This is a genomic window from Methylobacterium sp. NPDC080182 (genome assembly GCF_050281105.1).
In the GTDB taxonomy this organism is placed as follows: domain Bacteria; phylum Pseudomonadota; class Alphaproteobacteria; order Rhizobiales; family Beijerinckiaceae; genus Methylobacterium.
This window is the reverse complement of record NZ_JBNNWO010000004.1, coordinates 301,319-324,088: the sequence shown is the minus strand read 5'-3', so window position 1 is coordinate 324,088 and position 22,770 is coordinate 301,319. Positions and strand designations below refer to the sequence as shown.

Below are 22,770 nucleotides of genomic sequence, written 5' to 3'. Positions count from 1 at the left end.
AGCCTCGCGTTCAGCCGCCGTCGCGGGCCAGCCGGGCGAGCCCGTCGCGGGTCGGCCGGGCCGGCCGCCAGCCGAGGGACGCGAGCCCGTCGGCGCGGGCGACGAGACCCTCGGCGACGCGGGCGAACTGCGCGTCCCGGCCGGTCAGCCGGCAGGCCAGCCGGAGGAGCCCAGCCGGGACCGGGACGAGGCCCGGGCCGCGGCCGAGGCCCCGGCGCAGCGCCGCGATCATCTCGGGCAGGCTGAGCGGGTCCGGATCGGCCGCCACGAGGGCGCGGTTCAGGGGGGCGGGCGCCGCCAGCACCGCGTCCACGGCACCCGACAGGCTCTCCAGCGAGATCAGCGAGCGCCGCGCCGCGAGGCCGCCCAGCGGCAGCGGGTAGGGACTGCGCGCCAGCCGCAGGAGCGCGGCCATGTTGCCCTTCACGCCGGCGCCGTAGACGAGGACCGGGCGCAGCGCGACCCAGTCCAGGCCGGTCTCGGCGAGCGCTGCCTCGGCCTCGAGCTTGGAGCGGCCGTAGGCGTCGGTGGGCCGGGGCGGATCGCCCTCCCCGACCACGCCCGGCGCGCTCGCCCCGACCTGCGCGCGGATCGACGACAGGAACACGAAGCGGCGCACCTTCGCGCGCGCCGCGGCCTCCGCCAGCCGGCGCGTCGCCTCGGTGTTGAGCGTGCGGTAGTCGTCCTCCGGTGCCCCCGACATAGCATGGGCGAGGCCGGCCGAGTGCACCACCGCGTCGACGCCGCTGAGGGCCGCCGCCATGTTGATCGGGCGGGTCAGGTCGCCGACGACCGCGCTCGCCGCGCCCTCCGGCACGGTCGTGGGCCGGCGCAGCAGCACGCGGACCCGGTAGCCGCGCGCGGTGAGGTCGGCGAGCAGGTGGCGGCCGATGAACCCGGTCGCCCCGGTGAGCGCGATGAGTCCGGTCACGGCTGGGCGGCCTCTGTCACGGCTGGGCGGCACCTTCGGCTGGGGCCGGCGCCGGGGCGCGGGCGAAGCGGCGGAGCAGGGCGGCGACCAGGGCGAGCCCGGCGGCCGATGCGGCGAGCGTGACCGGCCAGGACGGCCAAAACAAGGTCGCGGCGGCGAGCGCCGCCAGGGCGAGATTGGCCGCGAACACCCGTCCGACCACGCCGGGCAAGGTCAGCCCGTTGACGGTGGCCCGCTGGTAATAGTGCCCGCGATGCGCCTCCCAGACCCGCTCGCCCCGCGCCGCCCGCGCAGCGAGAGTCAGGCTGGCATCGGCGAGGTAGACGAGCGGCAGCAGCAGGGCGGCGGCGAGCCCGCCCGCCAGGGCGAGCTGGCACAGCAGCCACGCGGTGACGAGCCCGACCGGCAGCGAGCCGACATCCCCGAGGAAGAGCCGCGCGACCGGCCGGTTGAACGGCGCGAAGCCCAGCACCGCGCCGAGCAGGCTCGCCGCCACCAGGGTCGGCAGCGGCGGCAGGTGCCCGGCGAGGCCGATGAGCAGGAGCGCGCCCGCCACCGGGACGATCTCCGCCACCGTCATCCAGTCGAGCCCGTCCATGAAGTTCGTCAGGTTGACGAACCACAGGCCCGCCAGCAGCGCCAGGCCGCGCTCCAGCCAGAGCGGCAGGCCGGGCAGCAGGCGCCCGTCCAGGTGCCAGACCAGCAGGCCGACCACGACGGCCTGCACGGCGAGCCGCAGGGCGGCCGGCAGCGGCCGGACGTCGTCCACGGCGCCGAGGACCGCCAGGGCCAGGGCGCCGCCGGCGAGCCAGATCCAGTCCGGCCGGCCGCCGATCTCCGGCGCCGCGATCAGCAGGCCCGAGATCGTGACCAGCGCCGTCACCACGGCGATCCCGCCCCCCTGCGGGGTCGGCACGGTGTGGCTGGATCGGGCGTTCGGCCGGGCCAGGGCGTAGCGCTGCAGCAGCGGGCGCAGGCGCAGGATCAGGCCCGCCGAGAGCGCGGCGGCGAGGGGCACCGCCAGGAGCAGGATCGCGGTCAGGGCGGACGGGAGGGTGGACAGGGCGGGCGGCGCGTCGGGCGGCAAATCGGGCGGCATGGCGCCGTCCTACGCGATCCGCCGCCCGACCGTGAGGGGGCTACGCCGCCCGCACCGTGGCGAGGAAGCGCGCGACCTCGGCCCCGAGATGCTCGGACTGACGCGACATCTCGCTCGCGGCCCCGAGCACCTGGGCGGCGGCGGCGCCGGTCTCCTCGGCGGACTGGGCGAGGCTCGCGATGGTGCCGGTGACCGCGCCGGTGCCGGCGGCCGCCTCGGCGACGTTGCGGACGATCTCCTGCGTGGCCGCGCCCTGCTGCTCCACGGCGGCCGCGATGCTGGAGGCCACGCCGTCGATCTCGCGGATGCGCCGGCCGATCCCGTCGATCGCCGACGCCGCCTGCCCGGTGGAGGACTGGATCCGGCCGATCTGGCCGGTGATCTCCTCGGTGGCCCGGGCGGTCTGCTCGGCGAGCGCCTTGACCTCCGAGGCCACCACCGCGAAGCCGCGGCCCGCGGCGCCGGCGCGCGCCGCCTCGATCGTGGCGTTGAGCGCCAGGAGGTTGGTCTGGGCGGCGATCCCGGAGATCAGCGCCACCACGTCGCCGACCTTCGCGGCCGCGCCGCTCAGGTCCTGGACCAGCGCCACCGTGTTGGTCGCCTCGGCGACGGCGACCCGCGCGAGCTCCGCCGAGCTGCTGACCTGCCGGCCGATCTCCTGCACCGAGGAGCCGAGCTCCTCGGCGGCGGCCGCGACGGTGTTGACGTTGGCGGCGGCGTCGCTCGCGGCGCCCGCGACGGTGCCGGACTGACCGGCGGCCTCGGTCGCGCTGCCGGTCAGGGTCCGGGCGGTGGCCTCCAGCTCGGTCGCGGCCGCCGACACGCCGCCGACGATGCCGCCCACCGCCTGCTCGAAGGCGTCGGCCATGGCCCGGGTCGCGGCCCGGCGCTGCGTCTCGGCATCGGCGCGGGCCAGCGCCGTCTCGGCCTCCAGGGCGCGCGCGCGGACGAGGTTGTCGCGGAACACCACCACGGAGCCCGCGAGCGCCCCGATCTCGTCGCGGCGCTCCTGCCCGGAGATCGCCACCTCGGCGTCGCCCGCCGCGAGGCGCTGCGTCACGGCGGCGATCTTGCGGAGCGGCCCGCTGACGCCGCGGGTCACCAGCACGAAGGCCCCGAGGGCAACCAGCAGGGCGAGGCCGGCGAGCGCCAGCACGTTCCGCTTGGCGGCGTCGTAGGTCTGCGCGATCAGCGTGCCGCTCGCCTGCGAGCCGTCGCCGTTCAGGGCGACGAGCTTCTCCCAGTCGGCCATGATGGCGCGGATGCTGTCGGACATCACCGTGTTGTAGATCCGCTGGCCGCCGGCGACGTCGCCCGCCTCGGCCTTGGCCACCGCCTCCCGCTGCTGCTCGGCGTAGGTGGCCACGTGCTGGCGGAACACCGCGTAGGCCTCGCGCTCGGGCTGGGTCAGCGGCAGGGCCTCGTACCGGGCGTACTGGGCGGCGAGCAGCGCGTCGCGCTTGGCGATCTGGTCGGCGACCTCGGCGCGCAGCGCGGGCGTGTCGGCGGTGATCAGGCGGACGGCGTTGACCCGCTGCCGCATGAAGTTGATGCCGATCCGGCCGAGGGCGTCGGTGGCCGGGATGCGCGTGTCGCGCAGCTGCGCGGCGGCGGACTCGATGCGGCCGAGCTCGGCCAGCGAGAGGCCGCTCGTCGCGGCGATCAGCAGCACCAGGGCCGCGAGACACAGGCCGAGCTTGGCCGCGATGGAGATACCGGCGCGCATAGGAATCGTCCCCGGTCCCGCACGTGGGACCGGGGCCTATGCTTGTCTGAGAAATATTAAGGTTGTTTGGTCCTGCCCGGACCGCGCGCGGTCCGGGCAGGCTCGGTCCGCTAGTAGACCTGGGCCTCGGCGCGCGGCGGATCCGCCGGGCCGTCCCGTCGATCCAGACCCTTCTCCACGACCTTGGCGAGCCCGACCATGATCTGGTCGATGGCGTAGTCCTTCGGCGTGTAGACGGCGCGCACGCCCATGTTCTTGAGGACCAGCTCGTCCTCCGGCGAGATGATGCCGCCGACCACCACCGGGATGTGGTCGAGCCCGGCCTCGCGCATCTTGGCGCGGACCTCCCGCACCAGCGGCACGTGGGAGCCGGACAGGATCGACAGGCCGACCACGTGGGCGCCGGTCTCCTTGGCCTTCGCGACGATCTCGGCCGGCGTCTGGCGGATGCCGTCGTAGGTGACGTCGAAGCCGACATCGCGGGCACGGAGCGCGATCTGCTCGGCGCCGTTGGAGTGGCCGTCGAGGCCGGGCTTGCCGACCACGAGCTTCGGCGTCTCGCCGAGCCGCTCGCCGAGATCGGCGATCAGGAGCTTGGCCTCCTCGGCCGCGCCGCTGGAGACGGTCTCCACGGTGACGCCGGTGGGCGCCCGGTACTCGCCGAAGACCGCGCGCAGGCGCGCGCCCCACTCGCCGGTCGTGACGCCGGCCCTGGCCGCCTCGATCGAGGGCGGCATGATGTTGGCGCCGGAGCGCGCCGCCTGCTCCAGGGCGTCGAGGGCCTTGCCCACGGCGTTCTCGTCGCGGCGGCCGCGCCACTCGCGGATCCGGCTCTGCGCCTCCATCTCGACGGTCTCGGAGACGGAGAAGATCGCCCCCTCCCCGGCCGTGAGCGGCGACGGCTCGCCCTGCTGCCACTTGTTGACGCCGACCACGATCTGATCGCCGGCCTCGATCGCCGAGATCCGGCGCGCGTTCGACTCCACCAGCGCGCGCTTGAGCGCCCCGGTTTCCACCGCCGCGACCGCGCCGCCGATGCCGCCGATCCGCTCCAGCTCGGCGCGGGTCTGCGCCTTCAGCTCCTCGACCTTGGCCTCGATCACGTGGCTGCCGTCGAAGATGTCGTCGTACTCGAGGAGGTCGGTCTCGAAGGCCAGGATCTGCTGCATGCGCATGGACCATTGCTGGTCCCAGGGCCGCGGCAGGCCGAGCGCCTCGTTCCAGGCCGGGAGCTGCACCGCGCGGGCGCGGGCGCGCTTGGACAGCGTCACCGCCAGCATCTCGATCAGGATGCGGTGGACGTTGTTCTCGGGCTGCTGCTCGGTGAGTCCCAGGGAGTTCACCTGCACGCCGTACCGGAAGATGCGCTTCTTCGGGTCGTCGATGCCGTAGCGCTCGCGGGCGATCTCGTCCCAGAGCTCCGAGAACGCCCGCATCTTGCAGATCTCGGTGACGAACCGCAGGCCCGCGTTCACGAAGAACGAGATCCGGCCGAACACCTCGGGGAAGCTCGCGGCGTCGAACTCGGGGTCCTCGCGCACGGTGTCGAGCACCGCGATGGCGATGGCGAGCGCGTAGGACAGCTCCTGGACCGGCGTCGCCCCCGCCTCCTGCAGGTGGTAGGAGCAGACGTTCATCGGGTTCCACTTCGGCACGTTCTTGGTCGTGAACAGGATCACGTCCTTGGTGAGCCGGAGGGACGGCGCGGGCGGGAACACGTAGGTGCCGCGCGACAGGTACTCCTTGATGATGTCGTTCTGGGTCGTGCCCTGGAGGGCGGCGATCGGCGCGCCCTGCTCCTCGGCCACCGCGAGGTAGAGCGCCAGCAGCCACGGGGCCGTGGCGTTGATCGTCATCGAGGTGTTCATCTGGGCGAGCGGGATGTCCTGGAACAGGGTCCGCATGTCGCCGAGATGCGCGATCGAGACGCCGACCTTGCCGACCTCTCCGCGGGACAGCTCGTGGTCGGGGTCGTAGCCGGTCTGGGTCGGCAGGTCGAAGGCAACCGACAGGCCGGTCTGGCCCTTGGCGAGGTTGCCCCGATAGAGCTTGTTGGACTCCGCCGCGGTCGAGTGCCCCGCGTAGGTGCGGATGATCCAGGGCTTGTCGCGGCTCGACTTGTCGCTCCTGGTTTCGGCGACGCTCGCGCCCATTCCTCGCCTCCGTGTGATCTTTGTATCCGCGCGGGGCGCGGCCTTGCGGTCACCGTAGCGAAGGCTTGAGCACGCGTCATCCGGGACGGAAGTGCAAGACGCCCGCGCGGGCATCCGCGGCTCATGAAAAAACTTGCCCGCCGGAACAGCGGGATTTGAAGGCGCCGCGGCGCGCCGCCGCCCGCGCGCCGCCCGCACCCGCGGTCCGGACGGTGCCGCGCGACGGTCCCGATCCGCTTTATCAGTGCTGGTATAATGTCCACCTGAACTGTTCTTCGCGGGACTTGCCGCTGCTCAGGCGCGAGAGAGCAAGTCGAACCAATGACTTAGAGGTGCATGTGCTCGCCGGACGGCCTGGAGCAGCTCGGGCGCGCGGCGGTGGAGTCGGGCAAGGTCTCGGGGCCGGGGCGACCGAGGCCGGCGCCGAATAATACTTGGTCTGCCGGAAAGCCGATTTTGAATACGTGGTCGCGCGCCCTGTGCTCGCGCTTTTTTCATGTCGGAAACCGTCGGCTTTCGACTTTCGGCCCACTTGGACGCCTCCGGCATCGCCGGTATAGCGCGATGGAGAACCGCGGCCGTGAGAAACACGCGGGACGAGAGGAGAGCGAGATGGCGGCGAGCGCTGCGATCAGTCCGACGGGCGGGGAGGTCAAGGACCTCTACGAGATGGGTGAGATCCCGCCGCTGGGTCATGTGCCGGCCAAGATGTATGCCTGGGCGATCCGGCGCGAGCGGCACGGACCCCCGGAACAGTCCCACCAGCTCGAGGTGCTGCCGGTCTGGGAGATCGGCGACGACGAGGTGCTGGTCTACGTCATGGCGGCGGGAGTCAACTACAACGGCGTCTGGGCCGGCCTCGGCGAGCCGATCTCGCCCTTCGACGTCCACAAGGGCGAGTACCACATCGCGGGCTCCGACGCCTCCGGCATCGTCTGGAAGGTTGGCTCCAAGGTGAAGCGCTGGAAGGTCGGCGACGAGGTCATCGTCCACTGCAACCGCGACGACGGCGACGACGAGGAGTGCAACGGCGGCGACCCGATGTTCTCGCCCTCGCAGCGGATCTGGGGCTACGAGACCGGCGACGGCTCGTTCGCGCAGTTCTGCCGGGTGCAGTCCCGCCAGCTCATGGTCCGGCCGAAGCACCTCACCTGGGAGGAGGCCGCCTGCTACACGCTGACGCTCGCCACCGCCTACCGCATGCTGTTCGGCCACGCCCCGCACACGGTGAAGCCGGGCCAGAACGTGCTGATCTGGGGTGCCTCCGGCGGCCTCGGCGTGTTCGGCGTGCAGCTCTGCGCGGCCTCGGGCGCCAACGCCATCGCGGTGATCTCGGACGAGTCGAAGCGCGACTACGTGATGAGCCTCGGCGCCAAGGGCGTCATCAACCGCAAGGACTTCGACTGCTGGGGCCAGCTCCCTAAGGTCAACAGCCCCGAGTTCCACGCCTGGACCAAGGAGGCGCGGAAGTTCGGCAAGGCGATCTGGGACATCACCGGCAAGCAGGACGTCGACATCGTGTTCGAGCATCCGGGCGAGGCGACCTTCCCGGTCTCGGCGCTGGTGGTGAAGCGCGGCGGCATGGTGGTGTTCTGCGCCGGCACGACCGGCTTCAACATCACCTTCGACGCCCGCTACGTCTGGATGCGGCAGAAGCGCATCCAGGGCTCGCACTTCGCCCACCTCAAGCAGGCCTCGTCGGCGAACCAGTTCGTGCTCGACCGGCGGATCGACCCGTGCATGAGCGAGGTCTTCCCCTGGGACAAGATCCCCCAGGCCCACACCAAGATGTGGAAGAACCAGCACCCGCCGGGCAACATGGCCTGCCTCGTCAACTCCCCGCGCGCCGGCCTGCGCACGGTCGAGGACGTGATCGAGGCCGGTCCGCTGAAGCGGTAGGGCGCTCCGTCGGGCCGGTTCCCGCTCTCGCGCGGGGCCGGCCCGATCGGCTAGGCTCGCGGCGTCCCGCGCCGACTCGGCGACCGATTCGGTGTGCCGGGGCGCTGATGACGGGCCCACGCGATCCTCACAGGACCCGGCCCCGATCCGGACAGGGGGCACGGTTTTGAGCGGCGACGACGAGGCTTACGTCTACGACGAGGCGACGGGCGAGTGGCTCCCGCCCGGATCCGCGGCCGCGCCCGCCGAGGCGAGAGCCGTCCGCGACGCGGCCGGCAACGTCCTGGCCGACGGCGATTCGGTCACGCTGATCAAGGACCTCAAGGTCAAGGGCGCGAACCAGACCCTGAAGCAGGGCACGGTCATCCGGTCGATCCGGCTCACGGACGATCCGGAGGAGATCGACTGCCGCCACGACACCATCAAGGGCCTCGTCCTGCGCACCGAGTTCGTGCGCAAGCGCTGAGGCCGATGCGGGGCGGCGCTTCTCCCGGCCGCGCTACCGCCGCCGCGTCTCGTCCTGCGGCAGGTGGCGGCCGTAGGCCTCCTGCTTCTCGGCGCGCTCCTGGATCAGGTCGGCGTAGGCCTGCCGCATCTCCGGCGAGACGCTGATGCTCTTGCCCTTGGCGGCCTTGCGCTTGGGCGCCTTCTTGAAGGTGTTGTTCGTGTCGCTCATGCCGGGCTCCGCGTCGAACCGTGGCGGCATCGCGTGGCCGGACGACCGATCCGGGATCCGGCCGCCGCCCAGGGCCGGACATCCGCCCTGTAGCGCATCGCGGCGCCGGACGCACGGCTGCCGGGACCGGGCCGGGACCGGCCCGGCACCGGATTGATCTGGCCTGTCGCGGCGGCCTCTGCCAGGATCGGGACGACGCGGGGCAGAGAGGGTCGGGGGCGGGCATGGATTCGGGTGACGCGTCGCGGTGTCGGAACCCGGATACCCTGCGCGGCCGCGCCCGGCGCGCGACGGCCCTCGCGCTCCTGATCGCCCTCGGCACCGGGCCTGTCGGGGCCCAGGACCGGCCGGCGCCCGCCCGGGCCGCCCCCAGACCCGCGCCGGCGGCCGGCGCGCCGGCCGACCCCGTCTTCGAGGCGATGCGGGCGGGCTTCGAGGCCCTGCCGGAGGCCGACCGCAAGGCCGTCCAGGACGCCCTGGTCTGGACCGGCGATTTCAACGCCGTCGTGTCGGGGGCCTTCGGGCGCCGGACCTTCGAGGCGCTCACCGCCTACGGCGCCCGGACCGGCGGCGGGGCCGACCCCCTCGATCCGCGCGGCCGTGCGGCGCTGCTGGCCGCCGGCGCGGCGGCGCGGAACGCGGCGCGCTTCCGCGTCGCGGTCGATCCCGGGACCGGCGCCGTGATGGGCGTGCCCGAGAGACTCCTGGCGAAACGGACCGCCCTGCCCTCCGGAACCCGCTGGCAGAGCCAGGACGGTCGCGTCACCCTGGAATCCCGCGCCTTCCCGCCGGGGGCCGAGAGCCTCGACGCGCTGTTCGAGAAGGCGACCGCGCCGCTCCCCGGCCGCAAGGTGACCTACAAGCTGCGGCGGCCGGACACCGTGGTGGTCACCGCCGAGACCGGGCCGGGACTGTCCTACATCCGCTACGCGTCCGGACCGGAGGGCGTGCGGGGGTTCCTGCTCGGCTACGATCGCGCCCTGGCACCGGAGGTCGACCGGCTCGTGATCGCCGTGGCGAACGCCTTCGTGCCGTTTCCCGATCCCGCCGCGGCGCCGGCCGCGCAGCTACCCCCGAGCCCAGGTCCGGCACCGGCGGTCCGCGCCGCCGCCCACCCGGCGCCCCAGCCGCAGGCCGCGCCGCTGAGGCCGGCGAGCCTGTCCCCCGCGCCGGCCTCGGGCGCGGGTCTCGCGGTGGCGCCGGGACGCGTGCTGACCGCCGCCGCCGTGCTGGAGGGCTGCGCCCAGCCCAGGATCGGCGCGGCATCGGCGCGGGTGCTCGCCACCGATCCCGCCGGCCTCGCCCTCCTCGATGTGCCCGGCGCCCCCGCCCCGCTCCGGCCCGCGCTCCGAACCGAGCCCGTCGGTGCCGAGGAGAGCGTGATCGCCCTGGCGCCGGGTGCGGACGGGGTCCAGGCCGCTCCCGGTGAGGCGCGGGGCGGCGACGTGATCGCGGCGCTCCAGCCGGGTTCCGGCGGCGCGCCGGTGCTGGACCGGTCGGGGGCCCTCGTCGGTCTCGTCGCCCGCTATCCCGCGGCGCCGCGCCGGGTCGCCGGGGTGGTGCCGCCGGCACGCCTGCCGGTCGTTTCGGCGCGGGCGATCTCCGCCTTCCTCGCCGCCCAGGGCATCGCCGCGGCGGCGCCGCACTCGGGTGGCGGGCCCGGCGGGGTCGCGCCCGCCGTGGTGGGGATCACCTGCCGCTGAGATGGGGGTCGCGCGGCGGATCCCCTATCGCTCGCGCGGGATCCGCCGGCGTTCACGAGCCTGGGCGGACAAGTCGTCCGCCCAGGCGACGGGCCGCCGCTCAGAGCCGCCCGGTGACCAGGAGCACGATCAGCACGATGAGCAGGATGCCGCCCAGGCCGAAGCCGGGGCCGCGATACGCGCCGCCGCCGAGGAAGCCGCCGCCGCCGAAGGCCAGGATGATCAGGATGATGAGTAGGATGGTGACGAGGGACATCGGTCGCGTTCTCCGGACGGTCGCGCTGGTGCGAGCGTGACCGTTCAAACGCTGCGACATTCCGTTCCGTTCAACGCCAAGCCACGCTTTTGTGAGGAAAATTCCGGATGAGACCCCGGCCTCAGGCGTGCCAGTCCGGCAGAGCGTCCGCGGGCGCGTCGAGCCAGCTGGGAACTGGCAGGTCGCGCTCGGTGAGGAACGCCGGGTTGAACAGCTTCGAGGCGTAGCGGGCCGCCCCGTCGCAGAGGATCGTCACGATGGTGTGACCGGGCCCGAGGTCCCGGGCCAGCCGGATCGCCCCGGCGACGTTGATGCCCGACGAGCCGCCCAGCGACAGCCCCTCCTCCCGCATCAGCCCGAAGACGATGTCGAGGGCTTCGCGGTCCGGGATCCGGAAGGCGCGGTCGGGGGTGAAGCCCTCGAGGTTGCGGGTGATCCGCCCCTGGCCGATCCCCTCGGTGATCGAGGAGCCCTCGGCCTTCAGGGTGCCGGTCGTGTAGTGGGCATAGAGGGCCGAGCCCTCCGGATCCGACAGCGCGATCCGCACCTGCGGGTTGCGGGCGCGCAGGGCCTCGGCGGTGCCGGCCAGCGTGCCGCCGGTGCCGGCCGCGCAGACGAAGCCGTCGACCCGGCCGCCGGTCTGCGCCCAGATCTCCGGGCCGGTGCCGTCGACATGGGCCTGCCGATTGGCGACGTTGTCGAACTGGTCGGCGAAGAAGGCGCCCGCCGGCTCGGTGGCGGCGAGCTTCTCCGCGAGCCGCCGGGCCACGTGGACGTAGTTGTTCGGGTTGGCGAAGGGCACCGCCGGCACTTCCACCAGCCGGGCGCCCGCGAGCCGCAGGGTCTGCTTCTTCTCCTCGGACTGGGTGACCGGGATGACGATCAGCGTCCGGTAGCCGCGCACCGAGGCCACCAGGGCGAGACCGATGCCGGTGTTGCCGGCGGTGCCCTCGACGATCGTGCCGCCCGGGCGGATCAGGCCCCGCGCCTCCGCGTCCCGCACGATCGAGAGCGCCGCCCGGTCCTTCACCGACAGGCCGGGATTCAGGAACTCCGCCTTGCCGTAGATGGTGCAGCCGGTCTCCTCGGAGGCGCGGCGCAGGCGGATCAGCGGCGTCTGGCCGATGGCGGCCAGGACGTCGGAGGCGGGTTCGCGACTCGGTACGGTCATGGTCGGGAGCCTAGGGTGCCGCGCGGCCGCTGGCGAGCCTCACCCGAACACGTGCCCGCCGTTGATCCGCAGGCCGACCGGGTGGCCGGCCGGGTAGCGCACGCCGTCGAAATCCTCCACGGCGAGGACGCGCCCCTCGGCGTCGGCCACCTCGATCCGCTGGCGCCCCTGCGTCCGGTACGAGCTGCGCACGGTGCCCGACAGGTGCGCGGCCTCGGGCTCGGCGAGCTGCAGCTGCCAGGGCCGGACGTAGAGCTTGACCGGGCCGAACAGGCTGGCGGGCGCGGCGACCGGCGTCTCCCGGCCCCGGACCAGCACCCGGCCGCCCTCGGCGATCGCCTCGACCTCGACGGAATCGCCCAGGAACTTCATCACGGTGGCGGAGGCCGGGTTCTCCTGCACCTCGTCGGGCGTGCCGACCTGCTCCAGGCGGCCGCGATCGAGCACGGCCACGCGGTCGGACAGTTCCAGGGCCTCGTCCTGGTCGTGAGTCACGAAGATCGTGGTCTGGCCGGTGCGGTCGTGGATCTCGCGCAGCCAGCGGCGCAGGTCCTTGCGGACCTGGGCGTCGAGCGCGCCGAAGGGCTCGTCCAGCAGGAGAACCCGCGGCTCGACCGCAAGGGCCCGGGCGAGCGCCACCCGCTGCCGCTGGCCGCCGGAGAGCTGCGACGGGTAGCGGTCGCCGAACCCGGAGAGGCGGATCAGGTCGAGCAGGTCGCCGACCCGGCGCTTGATCTCGGCCTTGGCCGGCCGGTCGGCGCGGCGCCGCGCGTTCAGCCCGTAGGCGATGTTGTCGGCCACGCTCATGTGCTTGAACAGGGCGTAGTGCTGGAACACGAAGCCCACGGCCCGCTCCTGCACCGGCAGGCCGGTGGCGTCGTCGCCGCCGAACAGGATCCGGCCCCGGTCCGGCGCGTCGAGCCCGGCGATGATCCGCAGCAGCGTCGTCTTGCCCGAGCCCGACGGGCCGAGGAGCCCGATCAGCTCGCCCGCCCGCACGTCCAGCGACAGGTCGTGCAGCACCGCCGCCGTGTCGAACGTCTTCGAGACGTTCTCGACCCGGATCGCCGTGGAGGGGCGATCAGTGTGCCCGGCCGTGCGCGAGCTCACCCGCGAAGCGCCATTCGAGGACGGATTTGAGGACGAGGGTGATGAGGGCAAGGACGGCGAGGAGCGAAGCGACGGCGAATGCGGCGACGAAGTTGTACTCATTGTAGAGGATCTCCACGTGGAGTGGGATGGTGTTGGTCAGGCCGCGGATGTGGCCCGACACCACCGACACCGCTCCGAATTCGCCCATCGCCCGGGCATTGCAGAGGAGCACGCTGTAGAGCAGGCCCCAGCGGATATTGGGCAGCGTCACCGTCCGGAACGCGTGCAGGCCCGAGGCGCCGAGCGTCAGCGCCGCCTCCTCCTCGGCGGTGCCCTGCTCCTGCATCAGCGGGATCAGCTCGCGGGCGACGAACGGGAAGGTCACGAACACCGTCGCCAGGACGATCCCCGGCAGGGCGAACAGGATCTGGACGCCGTGGTTGAGGAGCCAGGAGCCGAACAGGCCCTGGGACCCGAACAGCAGCACGTAGATCAGGCCGGAGACCACCGGAGAGACCGAGAACGGCAGGTCGATCAGGGTGATCAGCAGCGCCTTGCCGGGGAACTCGAACTTGGCGATCGCCCAGGAGGCGGCCAGCCCGAACACGACGTTGAACGGCACCGCGATCGCCGCCACGGTCAGCGTCAGGCGGATCGCGCTCCAGGCGTCGGGCTCCCGGAACGCGTCCAGGAAGGCCCCGAGCCCCTTGGAGAAGGCCTGGAGGAAGACCGCGAACAGTGGCAGCACCAGGAACAGCGCCAGGAACGCCACGGCGATCCCGATCAGGACCGCGCGGACGCCGACCCCTTCCGAGGCGACCGGGGCTGGCTTGGCGGCCGGCACGAAGGCGGGAGAGAAGATCTCAGACATAGCCGAACCGCCGCCGTGACCAGGCCTGGATGAGGTTGATGGCGAGCAGCGTCAGGAACGAGATCCCGAGCATGATCGTCGCGATGGCCGCCGCGCCGCCGTAGTCGAACTCGGAGAGCTTGATGACGATGAGCAGCGGCGCGATCTCCGACACGTAGGGCAGGTTGCCGGCGATGAAGATGATCGAGCCGTACTCGCCGACACCCCGGGCGAAGGCGAGCGCGAAGCCGGTGAGCACCGCCGGGATCAGGGGCGGCAGCACCACCCGGGTGAGGGTGACGAGGCGCGTCGCCCCGAGGGTGGCCGAGGCCTCCTCGATCTCCTTGTCGATCTCGGCGATCAGCGGCTGCACGGTCCGCACCGCGAAGGGCAGGCCGATGAACACCATGGCGATGAAGATGCCGACCGGCGTGTAGGCCGCCTGGATGCCGAGGCGCGCGAGCGGCGCGCCGAGCAGACCGTCCGGCGCGTAGAGCGAGGCGAGCGCGATGCCGGCGACCGCGGTGGGCAGCGCGAAGGGCAGGTCGACGGCGGCGTCGACCAGCTTGCGCCCCGGGAAGCGGTAGCGGGTCAGCACCCAGGCCACCAGGAAGCCGAAGACCGAGGCGACGAGCGCCGCGATCGCCGAGACGCCGAAGCTGATCCGCAGGGCGCTCGCGACCCGCGGATCGGTGGCGACCTCCCAGATGCCCGACAGGCCGAGCCCCGAGGCCTTCACCACCAGTCCGGCCAGCGGCAGCAGGACGATCAGGCCGAGGCAGGTCAGCGTGTAGCCGAAGCTGATCCCGAAGCCCGGGATCACGCTCGGCCGTCGGAACGTCCGACGGGTACGGGGCGTCTGGACCATGATCTGAAGCCTCAGCGGCCGGCCCGGCTCAGACGGTCGAACAGGCCGCCGGCGTCGAAGTTCCGCTTCTGGATCTCGTCCCAGGATCCCTGGAGGTCCTCAATCTTGAACAGCTTGATCTCGGGCAACTGGGCGAGGTCCGCCGGGGCGGCCGCCTCCCGCCGGATCGGCCGGTAATGGTGCTTGGCGAAGATCGCCTGGGCGCGGTCGCCGTAGAGGAAGTCGAGATAGGCCTGGGCCGCCTTGGTGGTGCCCTTCCGCTCGGCATTGACCGCCACCAGGGCCACAGGCGGCTCGGCGTAGATCGAGGTCGGCGGCGAGACGATGTCGAACTTGTCGGCGCCGAACTCCTGGAGCACGAGGTAGGCCTCGTTCTCCCAGGTCGGCAGGACGTCGCCGAGGCCGCGCTGCGCGAAGGTCACCGTCGAGCCGCGGGCGCCGGTGTCGAGCACCGGCACGTTCTTGTAGACCTGCCCGACGAAGGCGTCGGCCTTCGCGGCGTCCTTGTCCTTCCCGTAGGCGTAGCCCCAGGCGGCGAGGAAGTTCCAGCGCCCGCCCGCCGAGGTCTTCGGATTCGGGGTGATCACCTTCACGTCGGGCTTGACCAGGTCGTCCCAGTCCTTGACGCCCTTCGGGTTGCCCTTCCGGACCAGGAACACCACCGTCGAGGTGTAGGGCGTCCCCTGGTTCGGCAGCTTGCTGCGCCAATCCTCCGGGATCTTGCGGGTGAGCTTGGCGATCGCGTCGATGTCGGACGGGATGCCGAGGGTGACCACGTCGGCGTCCACCCCGTCGATCACCGTGCGCGCCTGCGCGCCCGAGCCGCCGTGCGAGGCCCGCACCGTGATGGCCTCGCCGGTCTTGGCCTTCCACTCTTCCGCGAAGGCGGCGTTGATCTCGCGGTAGAGCTCGCGGGTCGGATCGTACGAGACGTTGAGGAGCGCGGTCTCGGCCGCGGCCGGCAGCGCGCAGGTCAGCAGGCCGGCTCCGGCCAGAAGGGTCAGCCCGATCGCCCGAGCCATCCGGCCCAGACCTGAAGCGTTCGTCATCACGTCCGATCCCCCAGCCATCCGCGGTTGCGACGCAGGGGACAGGCGTCCCCGGGAGGCGCGAAATCGTTCTTTTTACCGAACGAAGTCAAGCCTCGGGTGTGGACCCGCGTGATGCCGTAACGTGATCAGGATCGACGATCGTGCCGGAAATGCAAGATAACTCAGGGCAGTAGACGATCAGAACGCATGGATCTTCTCTCTGGCGTCGCCGATGGAGAAGATTTCCTGCGCGGAATCGGGTCTCTCAGAACGAACGATCTTAAGTGCTCTAGCGCACATCGGGCGGCATGCTGCGGGCCGGCGAGAGCCGTCGGCGGTTCGCGCCGCACGCGGTTGCCCGCAAGACGGCGATCCTCCGCTCCCCTGCCGGCGGCGGTCCGGGTCAGCGCTTCGGCTTGTCGAGCCGGGCGATCAGGGCCTCCAGCCGCTTGTCGACCGGGGCCGCCAGCGTGTCGGTGAAGAGCGCGCGCAGGTTCTGGCCGAGATGGCGCCGGATGTCGGAGGTGAGCGGTGGTGCGTCTACGGACCGCTCGGTCTCGCAGGGGCGCTCGGGATGCGGCTTCGACATGACCGGAAAATCCTCGCACCTGTGGACACGTACGGTTGCAAGGTTTGGTTAAGGAGCCGTCACCGCCGACACCGCGACCCCGCCGCGCGACCCGAGTGCCCGGTCCCCGGTCGGTGTCGCAGGCCGGAACTGCGGCCGCGAAGGCTACGTTGCCCGGGCATTCCCCGCTGCCGTTCCCCCGCTGCCAGGAGGCGCCCCGTGTCCCGCTCGATCCCCCTGACGATATCGGTGCTCCTCGGCCTCGCGGCGGCCGCGTCGCCCTGTCTCGCGCAGACGAAGCCCGGCGAGATCAAGGGCATCGACGCGATGGGCGACAAGTCCCGCAGCGCGCAGGACGGCTGGAGCCAGGCCCCGGTGCCGCGCGAGCAGTCGGCCGCCAAGGACGCGCCGGACCCAGGCGGCAACTCGATCAAGGAGAATGCCGACCGTCCCGTGCCGCCGGCCCAGCCCGGCGGCACTTCCGCGACCGAGCCGCAGGCGCCCCTGGAGCACCGCACGGCCGGCCCGTCAGGCACCAATCCGGCCAATCCCAGCAAGTAAAAAAACCGTTCTCATGCAGGATGATGCCGGTGTGACAAACGTGTTGCTTCGGCTGAGACACGGCGACTTGCTGTGTCACGCAACCGCACTTGCCTCGCGCACGCTTTTTTGGGACAGCTTGGAATTATACCAGATCGCTTTTACGGAGCGGAGATGACGGTCCAGGTCTCAAGGCGTGGCCTGCTCAAGGGGGCCGGCGCCGGCCTCGCTGGCGGCTCGCTGGGCGCGCTCGGATTCGGCGGACTCGAGCCCGCCATGGCCGCCGCGGTGCGGCCGTTCAAGCTCGCGCAGATGCGCGAGACCCGCAACACCTGCCCGTACTGCTCGGTCGCGTGCGGCGTGATCCTCTACAGCCTGGGGGACCGTTCGAAGAACGCGCGCTCCTCGGTCATGCACATCGAGGGCGACCCGGATCATCCGGTCAACCGCGGCACGCTCTGCCCGAAGGGCTCGGCGCTGCTCGACTTCGTGCACGCCGAGACCCGCACCAAGTACCCGCTCCACCGCGCCCCGGGTTCCTCCGAGTTCAAGCGCGTGTCCTGGGATTTCGCCCTCGACCGCATCGCGCAGCTCATGAAGGAGGACCGGGACAAGAACTTCGTGGCCAAGAACGGCGACCTCACGGTCAACCGGTGGACCACGATGGGCTTCCTCGGGGCCTCGGCCACCACCAACGAGACGGCCTGGCTGACCTACAAGACAGTCCGAAGCATGGGGGCCCTGGTCTTCGATAATCAGGCCAGAGTTTGACACGGTCCGTCGGTCGCCAGTTTGGCGCCCTCCTTCGGACGCGGTGCGATGACCAACCTCTGGATGGACATCAAGCACGCGGACGTGATCACCGTGATGGGCGGCAATGCCGCCGAGGCCCACCCCTGCGGCTTCAAGTGGGTCGTGGAGGCGAAAGCCCATAACAATGCCAAGCTGATCGTCGTCGATCCGCGCTTCACCCGCACGGCGTCGGTGGCCGATCTGTACTGCCCGATCCGGCAGGGGACCGACATCGCGTTCCTGTCGGGCGTGGCCAAGTACCTGCTCGACAACGACAAGCTGCAGCACCGCTACGTCTCCGCCTACACCAACGCCGGGTACGTGGTCCGCGAGGGCTACGACTTCAGCGAGGGTCTGTTCACGGGCTACGACGCGGACAAGCGCGACTACGACAAGACCACCTGGGACTACGAGATCGGCCCCGACGGCTACGCCGTGGTCGACGAGACGATGCAGCATCCGCGCTGCGTGATGCAGCTCCTCAAGAAGCATCTCGCGATCTACACGCCCGAGATGGTGGAAAAAATCTGCGGCTCGCCCAAAGAGACCTTCCTGAAGGTCTGCGAGCTGATGGCGACGACGGCTTCCCCCGAGAAGTCGATGGCCTCGCTCTACGCGCTCGGCTGGACCCATCACTCCAAGGGCTCGCAGAACATCCGCTCGATGTGCATCGTGCAGACGCTGCTCGGGAACATCGGCGTGCTCGGCGGCGGCATGCAGGCCCTGCGCGGTCACTCCAACATCCAGGGGCTGACCGATATCGGGCTGATGTCGAACCTCATCCCCGGGTACCTGAACATCCCGGTGGAGAAGGAGCCCGACTACGCGAGCTATATCGCCAAGCGGCAGTTCAAGCCGCTGCGTCCCGGACAGACGAGCTACTGGCAGAACTACAACAAGTTCTTTGTCTCGTTCCAGAAGGCGATGTGGGGCGACAAGGCCACCAAGGAGAACGACTGGGCGTACGATTACCTGCCCAAGCTCGACGTGCCGACCTACGACGTGCTGCGCGGGTTCGAGCTCGCCAAGCAGGGCAAGATGACCGGCTACGTCATCCAGGGCTTCAACCCCCTGCTGTCGTTCCCCAATCGCGCCAAGATGACGGAAGCCTTCTCCAAGATGAAGTTCATCGTGGTGATGGATCCGCTCAAGACCGAGACGGCCCGGTTCTGGGAGAATCACGGCGAGTACAACGACGTCGATCCGACCAAGATCCAGACCGAGGTGTTCGAGCTTCCGACCACCCTGTTCGTGGAGGAGGAAGGCTCGCTGTCGAACTCCAGCCGGTGGCTGCAGTGGCACTGGCAGGCGCAGGAGGCGCCGGGCGAGTGCCGCTCCGACATCGAGATCATGTCGGAGATCTTCCTCCGCATGAAGGCGGCCTACAAGAAGGATGGCGGGGCCTTCCCGGACCCGATCGTCAATCTGAAGTGGGATTACGCGATCGCCGAGGCGCCGACGCCGACCGAGCTCGCCCGCGAGCTCAACGGCTACACGCTGGCGCCGACGCCGGACCTCAACGGGACGATCATCCCGGCGGGCAAGCAGGTCGACGGCTTCGCCCAGCTCAAGGACGACGGGACGACCGCCTGCGGCTGCTGGATCTACTCGGGCTGCTACACCGAGAAGGGCAACATGATGGCCCGCCGGGACAACACCGATCCCGGCGATCGCGGCATCGCGCCGAACTGGGCCTTCGCGTGGCCAGCCAACCGGCGCGTGCTCTACAACCGCGCCTCGTGCGACCCCGAGGGGCGCCCGTGGTCCGAGAAGAAGAAGCTCATCGAGTGGAACGGCAAGCAGTGGATCGGCTTCGACGTGCCGGATTACGGCGTCACCGTCGCCCCCGATAAGGGCGTCGGCCCGTTCATCCTGAACCAGGAGGGCGTCGCCCGCCTGTGGACCCGCGGTCTCATGCGCGACGGACCGTTCCCGACGCACTACGAGCCCTTCGAGTCCCCGGTGGCCAACCTCGCCTTCCCGAAGATCAAGGGCGCGCCCGCGTCCCGCATCTTCAAGGACGACCTCGCCGACCTCGGCGACGCGAAGGAGTTCCCCTACGCGGCGACGAGCTACCGCCTGACCGAGCACTTCCACGGGTGGACCAAGCACGCCCGGATCAACGCGATCCTCCAGCCGGAGGCCTTCGTGGAGATCTCGGAGGAGCTCGCCAAGGAGAAGGGCATCGCCAAGGGCGGCTGGGTCCGCGTCTGGTCGAAGCGCGGCTCCCTGAAGGCCAAGGCGGTGGTGACGAAGCGGATCAAGCCGCTGATCTGCGACGGCAAACCCGTCCACGTCGTCGGTATCCCGCAGCACTGGGGCTTCATGGGCCACACCAAGAAAGGATGGCACCCGAACTCGCTGACGCCCGTCGTCGGCGACGCGAACACCGAGACGCCGGAGTTCAAGGCTTGGCTCGTGAACATCGAGCCGACCACGCCTCCGTCGGACGCGGTCGCGTAAGGGGGAGCGGCAGACATGGCTGACTACAGCTCCCTCGACATCCGCCAGCGCTCCGCCTCCACGGAGACGCCGCCGGAGATCCGCCGTCAGGTGGAGGTCGCCAAACTCATCGACGTGTCGAAGTGCATCGGCTGCAAGGCCTGCCAGTCGGCGTGCGAGGAGTGGAACGACCTGCGCGACGACATCGGTGTCAACACGGGCACCTACCAGAACCCCCACGACCTCACGCCGAAGTCGTGGACCCTGATGCGGTTCACCGAGTACGAGAACCCGGAGACCAACAACCTCGAATGGCTGATCCGCAAGGACGGCTGCATGCACTGCACCGAGCCGGGCTGCCTGAAGGCCTGCCCGTCTCCCGGCGCGATCGTGCAGTACTCCAACGGCATCGTCGACTTCATCGAGGAGAACTGCATCGGCTGCGGCTACTGCGTGAAGGGCTGCCCCTTCAACATCCCGCGCATAAGCCAGACCGACCACAAGGCGTACAAGTGCACCCTGTGCTCGGACAGAGTGGCGGTGGGTCAGGCCCCGGCCTGCGCCAAGGCCTGCCCGACCGGCTCGATCATGTTCGGCACCAAGCAGGCCATGATCGATCAGGCCCACGACCGCGTCGAGGACCTGAAGTCGCGCGGCTTCGCGCATGCCGGCCTCTACGACCCGGCCGGCGTCGGCGGCACGCACGTCATGTACGTGCTGCACCACGCCGACCAGCCGAACCTCTACGCGGGCCTGCCGAACGACCCGAAGATCTCGCCGCTGGTCGCCTTCTGGAAGGGCGGCGCCAAGGTGTTCGGTCTCGCCGCGATGGGCTTCGCGGCGGTGGCGGGCTTCTTCCACTACGTGACGGCCGGCCCCAACGAGGTCGTGCCCGAGGAGGAGGAAGAGGCGGTCGAGTACGACGAGGCCAAGCGCCGGGAGAATGGCGGCGAGGCCCGGCCGCACTGAGACGCGACGGTCTCCCTCCCCCGCGGGGGGAGGGAGCGCCGCGCCGAACGGTTTCGGCAGGGCGGAGACGGCTCGGGCGCCAGACCCGATTTCGAGTTTCACGGCCCGCCCGCCGCGACGGGCGGCCCCGTCAGGCGAGTGAAGGCCGATGACGATCCAGAACGATGTCCGGGACGGCGATTCCCGCCCCCTCCACCACGCCAAGTCCGAGGCGCCGGAGGTGATGTACGTCCCGCGCTACACCGGCGTGCAGCGCGTGAACCACTGGATCACCGCGATCCTGTTCACGCTGCTGACCCTCTCGGGGCTGGCGATGTTCACGCCCTACCTGTTCTCGCTGACCGGCCTGTTCGGCGGCGGACAGGCGACCCGGGCGGTCCACCCGTGGTTCGGCGTGGCGCTGGCGATCAGCTTCCTCTTCCTGTTCGTGCGCTTCTGGCGGCTCAACATCCCCAACAAGGACGATGTCGAGTGGTCGAAGAAGATCGGCGACGTGGTCACCAACCGCGAGGACCGGCTGCCGGAGCTCGGCAAGTACAATGCCGGCCAGAAGGGCGTGTTCTGGGGCCAGACCGCGCTGATCGGCGTAATGTTCGTGACCGGCCTCGTGATCTGGAACACCTATTTCGGCGGCCTCACCTCGATCGAGACCCAGCGCTGGGCGCTGCTCGCGCACTCGCTGGCCGCCGTCATCGCCATCGCGATCATCGTGGTGCACGTCTACGCCGGCATCTGGGTGCGCGGCACCGGCCGGGCGATGGTCCGCGGCACGGTCACGGGCGGCTGGGCCTACCGGCACCACCGCAAGTGGTTCCGTCAGATGGCCGGCGGCCCGGCGCGCCGCGGCTCGGTGAACAAGCGCGGATCCTGATCGCGTGGCCAACTTCTTCAGGCGGAAACCCGCGGCTCCGGCCGCGGACAACACCCCGAAACCCGCCGAGGCCCCGAAGCCCCGCCGCCGGGATTTCAGCGAGCTCAAGCCCGATCCCGACAAGATCGGGATCTCGGGCTCGGTCCCGTTCGTGCGCCTGCCCGATCCCGCGACGCTGTTCGCCGACCGGGCCGCGCGCCTGGCGGAGGCCGCGCCCGGGCACCCGCTGGAGGCCTATCTCCGGTTCGTCGGTGAGGTCGCCCGCGCCCAGGCGGCGATCCAGGCACGGTTTCCGGCCCCGCCGGCGCCGGATCCCGCCGATCAGGCGCTGCGGAGCGAGCACGGCATGCCGCCGCTGTCGCGGCACAGCCTCGAGGCCGACCAGGATTTCGACGCGTGCCTCCTGGCGCTGCTCGACGCGCTGGATCTCGCGACCGCGCCCGAGGCCTCGGGCGCGGCGCGGGATGCCCTGCGAGCCGCCGCGCCGGAGGAGCGCCGCGATCTCGCCGTGCAGGTTTTCGAGGGCGCGCTGCCGGTCGACCGGATCGCCGAATGCCTGTTCGTCTCAGCCGCGTTGCAGGTGCGCTTCGCCGAGCGGGCCGCGCGCCTCGACACGCGGACGCTGAAGCCCGTCGCGGACGGCGTCTGCCCGTGCTGCGGCGGCGCGCCGGTGGCGAGCGTCATCGTCTCCTGGACCCCGGCCGACAAGGCCCGGTATCTCAGCTGCTCAGTCTGCGGCACGTACTGGAACCACGTCCGGATCCGCTGCACCGCCTGCGGCGACGGCGAGAGTGTCAGCTATTACGGGCTCGATGAGGTCTCGAAGGACGTCCAGGTCGAGACCTGCACGACCTGCCACAGCTACATCAAGCACCTCCACCAGCACCGGGCGCCGGCCCTCGACCCGGTGGCGGACGACATCGCGTCCTACGGGCTCGACCTGAAGATCGCCGAGGACGGGTTCCGGCGCGCCGGACTGAACCTGCTGTTCGTGATCTAGCGCGGGATGCGCCCATCCCGACCGACGGCCTCGTCCCGAGGTGGCCGTGTCGGTGGCCCTCGAGGGAGAGTTCCAGGGAGCGCGCGGCGCCTGGAGGCCGCCTTCGAGACCTCCGCCGCGCTCTGCACCGCGG

The 22,770-nt window shown here is 71.1% G+C and carries 20 protein-coding genes; 8 read left to right on the top strand and 12 right to left on the bottom strand.

What is annotated here, in order from left to right; translation table 11 throughout:
- Positions 1–10 precede the first annotated feature (10 nt).
- From ACQKQD_RS10150 to ACQKQD_RS10135, 4 genes are all read right to left on the bottom strand, one after another.
- A complete protein-coding gene (locus ACQKQD_RS10150; protein ID WP_427508247.1) occupies positions 11–931 on the bottom strand; it encodes an NAD-dependent epimerase/dehydratase family protein in 921 nt (306 codons plus the stop codon).
- A gap of 16 nt (positions 932–947) precedes the next feature.
- Entirely contained in the window at positions 948–2,030 is a 1,083-nt protein-coding gene (locus tag ACQKQD_RS10145) for an MraY family glycosyltransferase (protein WP_427508246.1), read from the bottom strand.
- 40 nt (positions 2,031–2,070) lie between these two features.
- Entirely contained in the window at positions 2,071–3,756 is a 1,686-nt protein-coding gene (locus ACQKQD_RS10140) for a methyl-accepting chemotaxis protein (RefSeq protein WP_020092441.1), read from the bottom strand.
- 110 nt (positions 3,757–3,866) lie between these two features.
- Complete coding sequence (locus tag ACQKQD_RS10135) at positions 3,867–5,909, bottom strand: protein meaA (RefSeq protein ID WP_427508245.1); 2,043 nt, start codon at positions 5,907–5,909, stop codon at positions 3,867–3,869.
- 612 nt (positions 5,910–6,521) lie between these two features.
- Between ACQKQD_RS10135 and ccrA the strand changes: the two genes are divergently transcribed.
- Positions 6,522–7,808 carry a crotonyl-CoA carboxylase/reductase gene (ccrA, locus tag ACQKQD_RS10130; protein WP_042672037.1) on the top strand — a complete coding sequence of 429 codons (1,287 nt, stop codon included), beginning with the start codon at positions 6,522–6,524 and terminating at the stop codon, positions 7,806–7,808.
- Positions 7,809–7,974: 166 nt separating this feature from the next.
- The gene (locus ACQKQD_RS10125; protein WP_020092438.1) at positions 7,975–8,274 is read left to right on the top strand and encodes an alkylphosphonate utilization protein; all 300 of its coding nucleotides are present in this window, start codon (positions 7,975–7,977) and stop codon (positions 8,272–8,274) included.
- A gap of 33 nt (positions 8,275–8,307) precedes the next feature.
- On the opposite strand, the gene ACQKQD_RS10120 is transcribed toward ACQKQD_RS10125, so the two are convergent.
- Positions 8,308–8,484 (bottom strand): hypothetical protein, encoded by a 177-nt coding sequence (locus ACQKQD_RS10120; protein ID WP_012318104.1) that lies wholly within the window; start codon positions 8,482–8,484, stop codon positions 8,308–8,310.
- A 224-nt stretch (positions 8,485–8,708) separates the two neighbouring features.
- Here ACQKQD_RS10120 and ACQKQD_RS10115 point away from each other — a divergent pair, with 224 nt between their 5' ends.
- The gene (locus ACQKQD_RS10115; protein WP_427508244.1) at positions 8,709–10,187 is read left to right on the top strand and encodes a serine protease; all 1,479 of its coding nucleotides are present in this window, start codon (positions 8,709–8,711) and stop codon (positions 10,185–10,187) included.
- A gap of 100 nt (positions 10,188–10,287) precedes the next feature.
- On the opposite strand, the gene ACQKQD_RS10110 is transcribed toward ACQKQD_RS10115, so the two are convergent.
- From ACQKQD_RS10110 to ACQKQD_RS10080, 7 genes are all read right to left on the bottom strand, one after another.
- Positions 10,288–10,443 (bottom strand): hypothetical protein, encoded by a 156-nt coding sequence (locus tag ACQKQD_RS10110; RefSeq protein WP_007563230.1) that lies wholly within the window; start codon positions 10,441–10,443, stop codon positions 10,288–10,290.
- A 121-nt stretch (positions 10,444–10,564) separates the two neighbouring features.
- Entirely contained in the window at positions 10,565–11,614 is a 1,050-nt protein-coding gene (locus ACQKQD_RS10105) for a cysteine synthase A (RefSeq protein WP_427508243.1), read from the bottom strand.
- A gap of 39 nt (positions 11,615–11,653) precedes the next feature.
- The gene (locus ACQKQD_RS10100; protein ID WP_234080988.1) at positions 11,654–12,724 is read right to left on the bottom strand and encodes a sulfate/molybdate ABC transporter ATP-binding protein; all 1,071 of its coding nucleotides are present in this window, start codon (positions 12,722–12,724) and stop codon (positions 11,654–11,656) included.
- Entirely contained in the window at positions 12,696–13,577 is an 882-nt protein-coding gene (cysW, locus tag ACQKQD_RS10095; protein WP_091682273.1) for a sulfate ABC transporter permease subunit CysW, read from the bottom strand. The genes ACQKQD_RS10100 and cysW overlap by 29 nt, the downstream gene beginning before the upstream one ends.
- On the bottom strand, positions 13,570–14,424 hold the full coding sequence (gene cysT, locus ACQKQD_RS10090; protein ID WP_427508242.1) for a sulfate ABC transporter permease subunit CysT: 855 nt from the start codon (positions 14,422–14,424) through the stop codon (positions 13,570–13,572). The genes cysW and cysT overlap by 8 nt, the downstream gene beginning before the upstream one ends.
- Before the next feature lie 11 nt (positions 14,425–14,435).
- A complete protein-coding gene (locus ACQKQD_RS10085; protein ID WP_020092431.1) occupies positions 14,436–15,446 on the bottom strand; it encodes a sulfate ABC transporter substrate-binding protein in 1,011 nt (336 codons plus the stop codon).
- Between the two features lie 412 nt (positions 15,447–15,858).
- The gene (locus ACQKQD_RS10080) at positions 15,859–16,044 is read right to left on the bottom strand and encodes a hypothetical protein (protein ID WP_091927264.1); all 186 of its coding nucleotides are present in this window, start codon (positions 16,042–16,044) and stop codon (positions 15,859–15,861) included.
- 198 nt (positions 16,045–16,242) lie between these two features.
- Here ACQKQD_RS10080 and ACQKQD_RS10075 point away from each other — a divergent pair, with 198 nt between their 5' ends.
- From ACQKQD_RS10075 to fdhE, 5 genes are all read left to right on the top strand, one after another.
- Positions 16,243–16,584: a hypothetical protein gene (locus ACQKQD_RS10075; RefSeq protein WP_091927263.1), complete on the top strand. Its 342-nt coding sequence runs from the start codon at positions 16,243–16,245 to the stop codon at positions 16,582–16,584.
- 153 nt (positions 16,585–16,737) lie between these two features.
- A complete protein-coding gene (gene fdnG, locus ACQKQD_RS10070) occupies positions 16,738–19,818 on the top strand; it encodes a formate dehydrogenase-N subunit alpha (RefSeq protein WP_103985475.1) in 3,081 nt (1,026 codons plus the stop codon).
- 15 nt (positions 19,819–19,833) lie between these two features.
- The gene (fdxH, locus tag ACQKQD_RS10065; RefSeq protein WP_020092426.1) at positions 19,834–20,766 is read left to right on the top strand and encodes a formate dehydrogenase subunit beta; all 933 of its coding nucleotides are present in this window, start codon (positions 19,834–19,836) and stop codon (positions 20,764–20,766) included.
- Positions 20,767–20,914: 148 nt separating this feature from the next.
- Positions 20,915–21,637 carry a formate dehydrogenase subunit gamma gene (locus ACQKQD_RS10060; protein WP_427508241.1) on the top strand — a complete coding sequence of 241 codons (723 nt, stop codon included), beginning with the start codon at positions 20,915–20,917 and terminating at the stop codon, positions 21,635–21,637.
- Between the two features lie 4 nt (positions 21,638–21,641).
- On the top strand, positions 21,642–22,637 hold the full coding sequence (gene fdhE, locus ACQKQD_RS10055) for a formate dehydrogenase accessory protein FdhE (RefSeq protein WP_427508240.1): 996 nt from the start codon (positions 21,642–21,644) through the stop codon (positions 22,635–22,637).
- Positions 22,638–22,770: the final 133 nt, after the last annotated feature.

Coding starts and splice junctions, on each gene's coding strand:
- ACQKQD_RS10145 (WP_427508246.1), bottom strand. CDS start 2,030: ATGCCGCCCGATTTGCCGCCCGACGCGCCGCCCGCCCTGTCCACCCTC.
- ACQKQD_RS10140 (WP_020092441.1), bottom strand. CDS start 3,756: ATGCGCGCCGGTATCTCCATCGCGGCCAAGCTCGGCCTGTGTCTCGCG.
- ACQKQD_RS10135 (WP_427508245.1), bottom strand. CDS start 5,909: ATGGGCGCGAGCGTCGCCGAAACCAGGAGCGACAAGTCGAGCCGCGAC.
- ccrA (WP_042672037.1), top strand. CDS start 6,522: ATGGCGGCGAGCGCTGCGATCAGTCCGACGGGCGGGGAGGTCAAGGAC.
- ACQKQD_RS10120 (WP_012318104.1), bottom strand. CDS start 8,484: ATGAGCGACACGAACAACACCTTCAAGAAGGCGCCCAAGCGCAAGGCC.
- ACQKQD_RS10115 (WP_427508244.1), top strand. CDS start 8,709: ATGGATTCGGGTGACGCGTCGCGGTGTCGGAACCCGGATACCCTGCGC.
- ACQKQD_RS10110 (WP_007563230.1), bottom strand. CDS start 10,443: ATGTCCCTCGTCACCATCCTACTCATCATCCTGATCATCCTGGCCTTC.
- ACQKQD_RS10105 (WP_427508243.1), bottom strand. CDS start 11,614: ATGACCGTACCGAGTCGCGAACCCGCCTCCGACGTCCTGGCCGCCATC.
- cysW (WP_091682273.1), bottom strand. CDS start 13,577: ATGTCTGAGATCTTCTCTCCCGCCTTCGTGCCGGCCGCCAAGCCAGCC.
- cysT (WP_427508242.1), bottom strand. CDS start 14,424: ATGGTCCAGACGCCCCGTACCCGTCGGACGTTCCGACGGCCGAGCGTG.
- ACQKQD_RS10085 (WP_020092431.1), bottom strand. CDS start 15,446: ATGGCTCGGGCGATCGGGCTGACCCTTCTGGCCGGAGCCGGCCTGCTG.
- ACQKQD_RS10080 (WP_091927264.1), bottom strand. CDS start 16,044: ATGTCGAAGCCGCATCCCGAGCGCCCCTGCGAGACCGAGCGGTCCGTA.
- fdxH (WP_020092426.1), top strand. CDS start 19,834: ATGGCTGACTACAGCTCCCTCGACATCCGCCAGCGCTCCGCCTCCACG.
- ACQKQD_RS10060 (WP_427508241.1), top strand. CDS start 20,915: ATGACGATCCAGAACGATGTCCGGGACGGCGATTCCCGCCCCCTCCAC.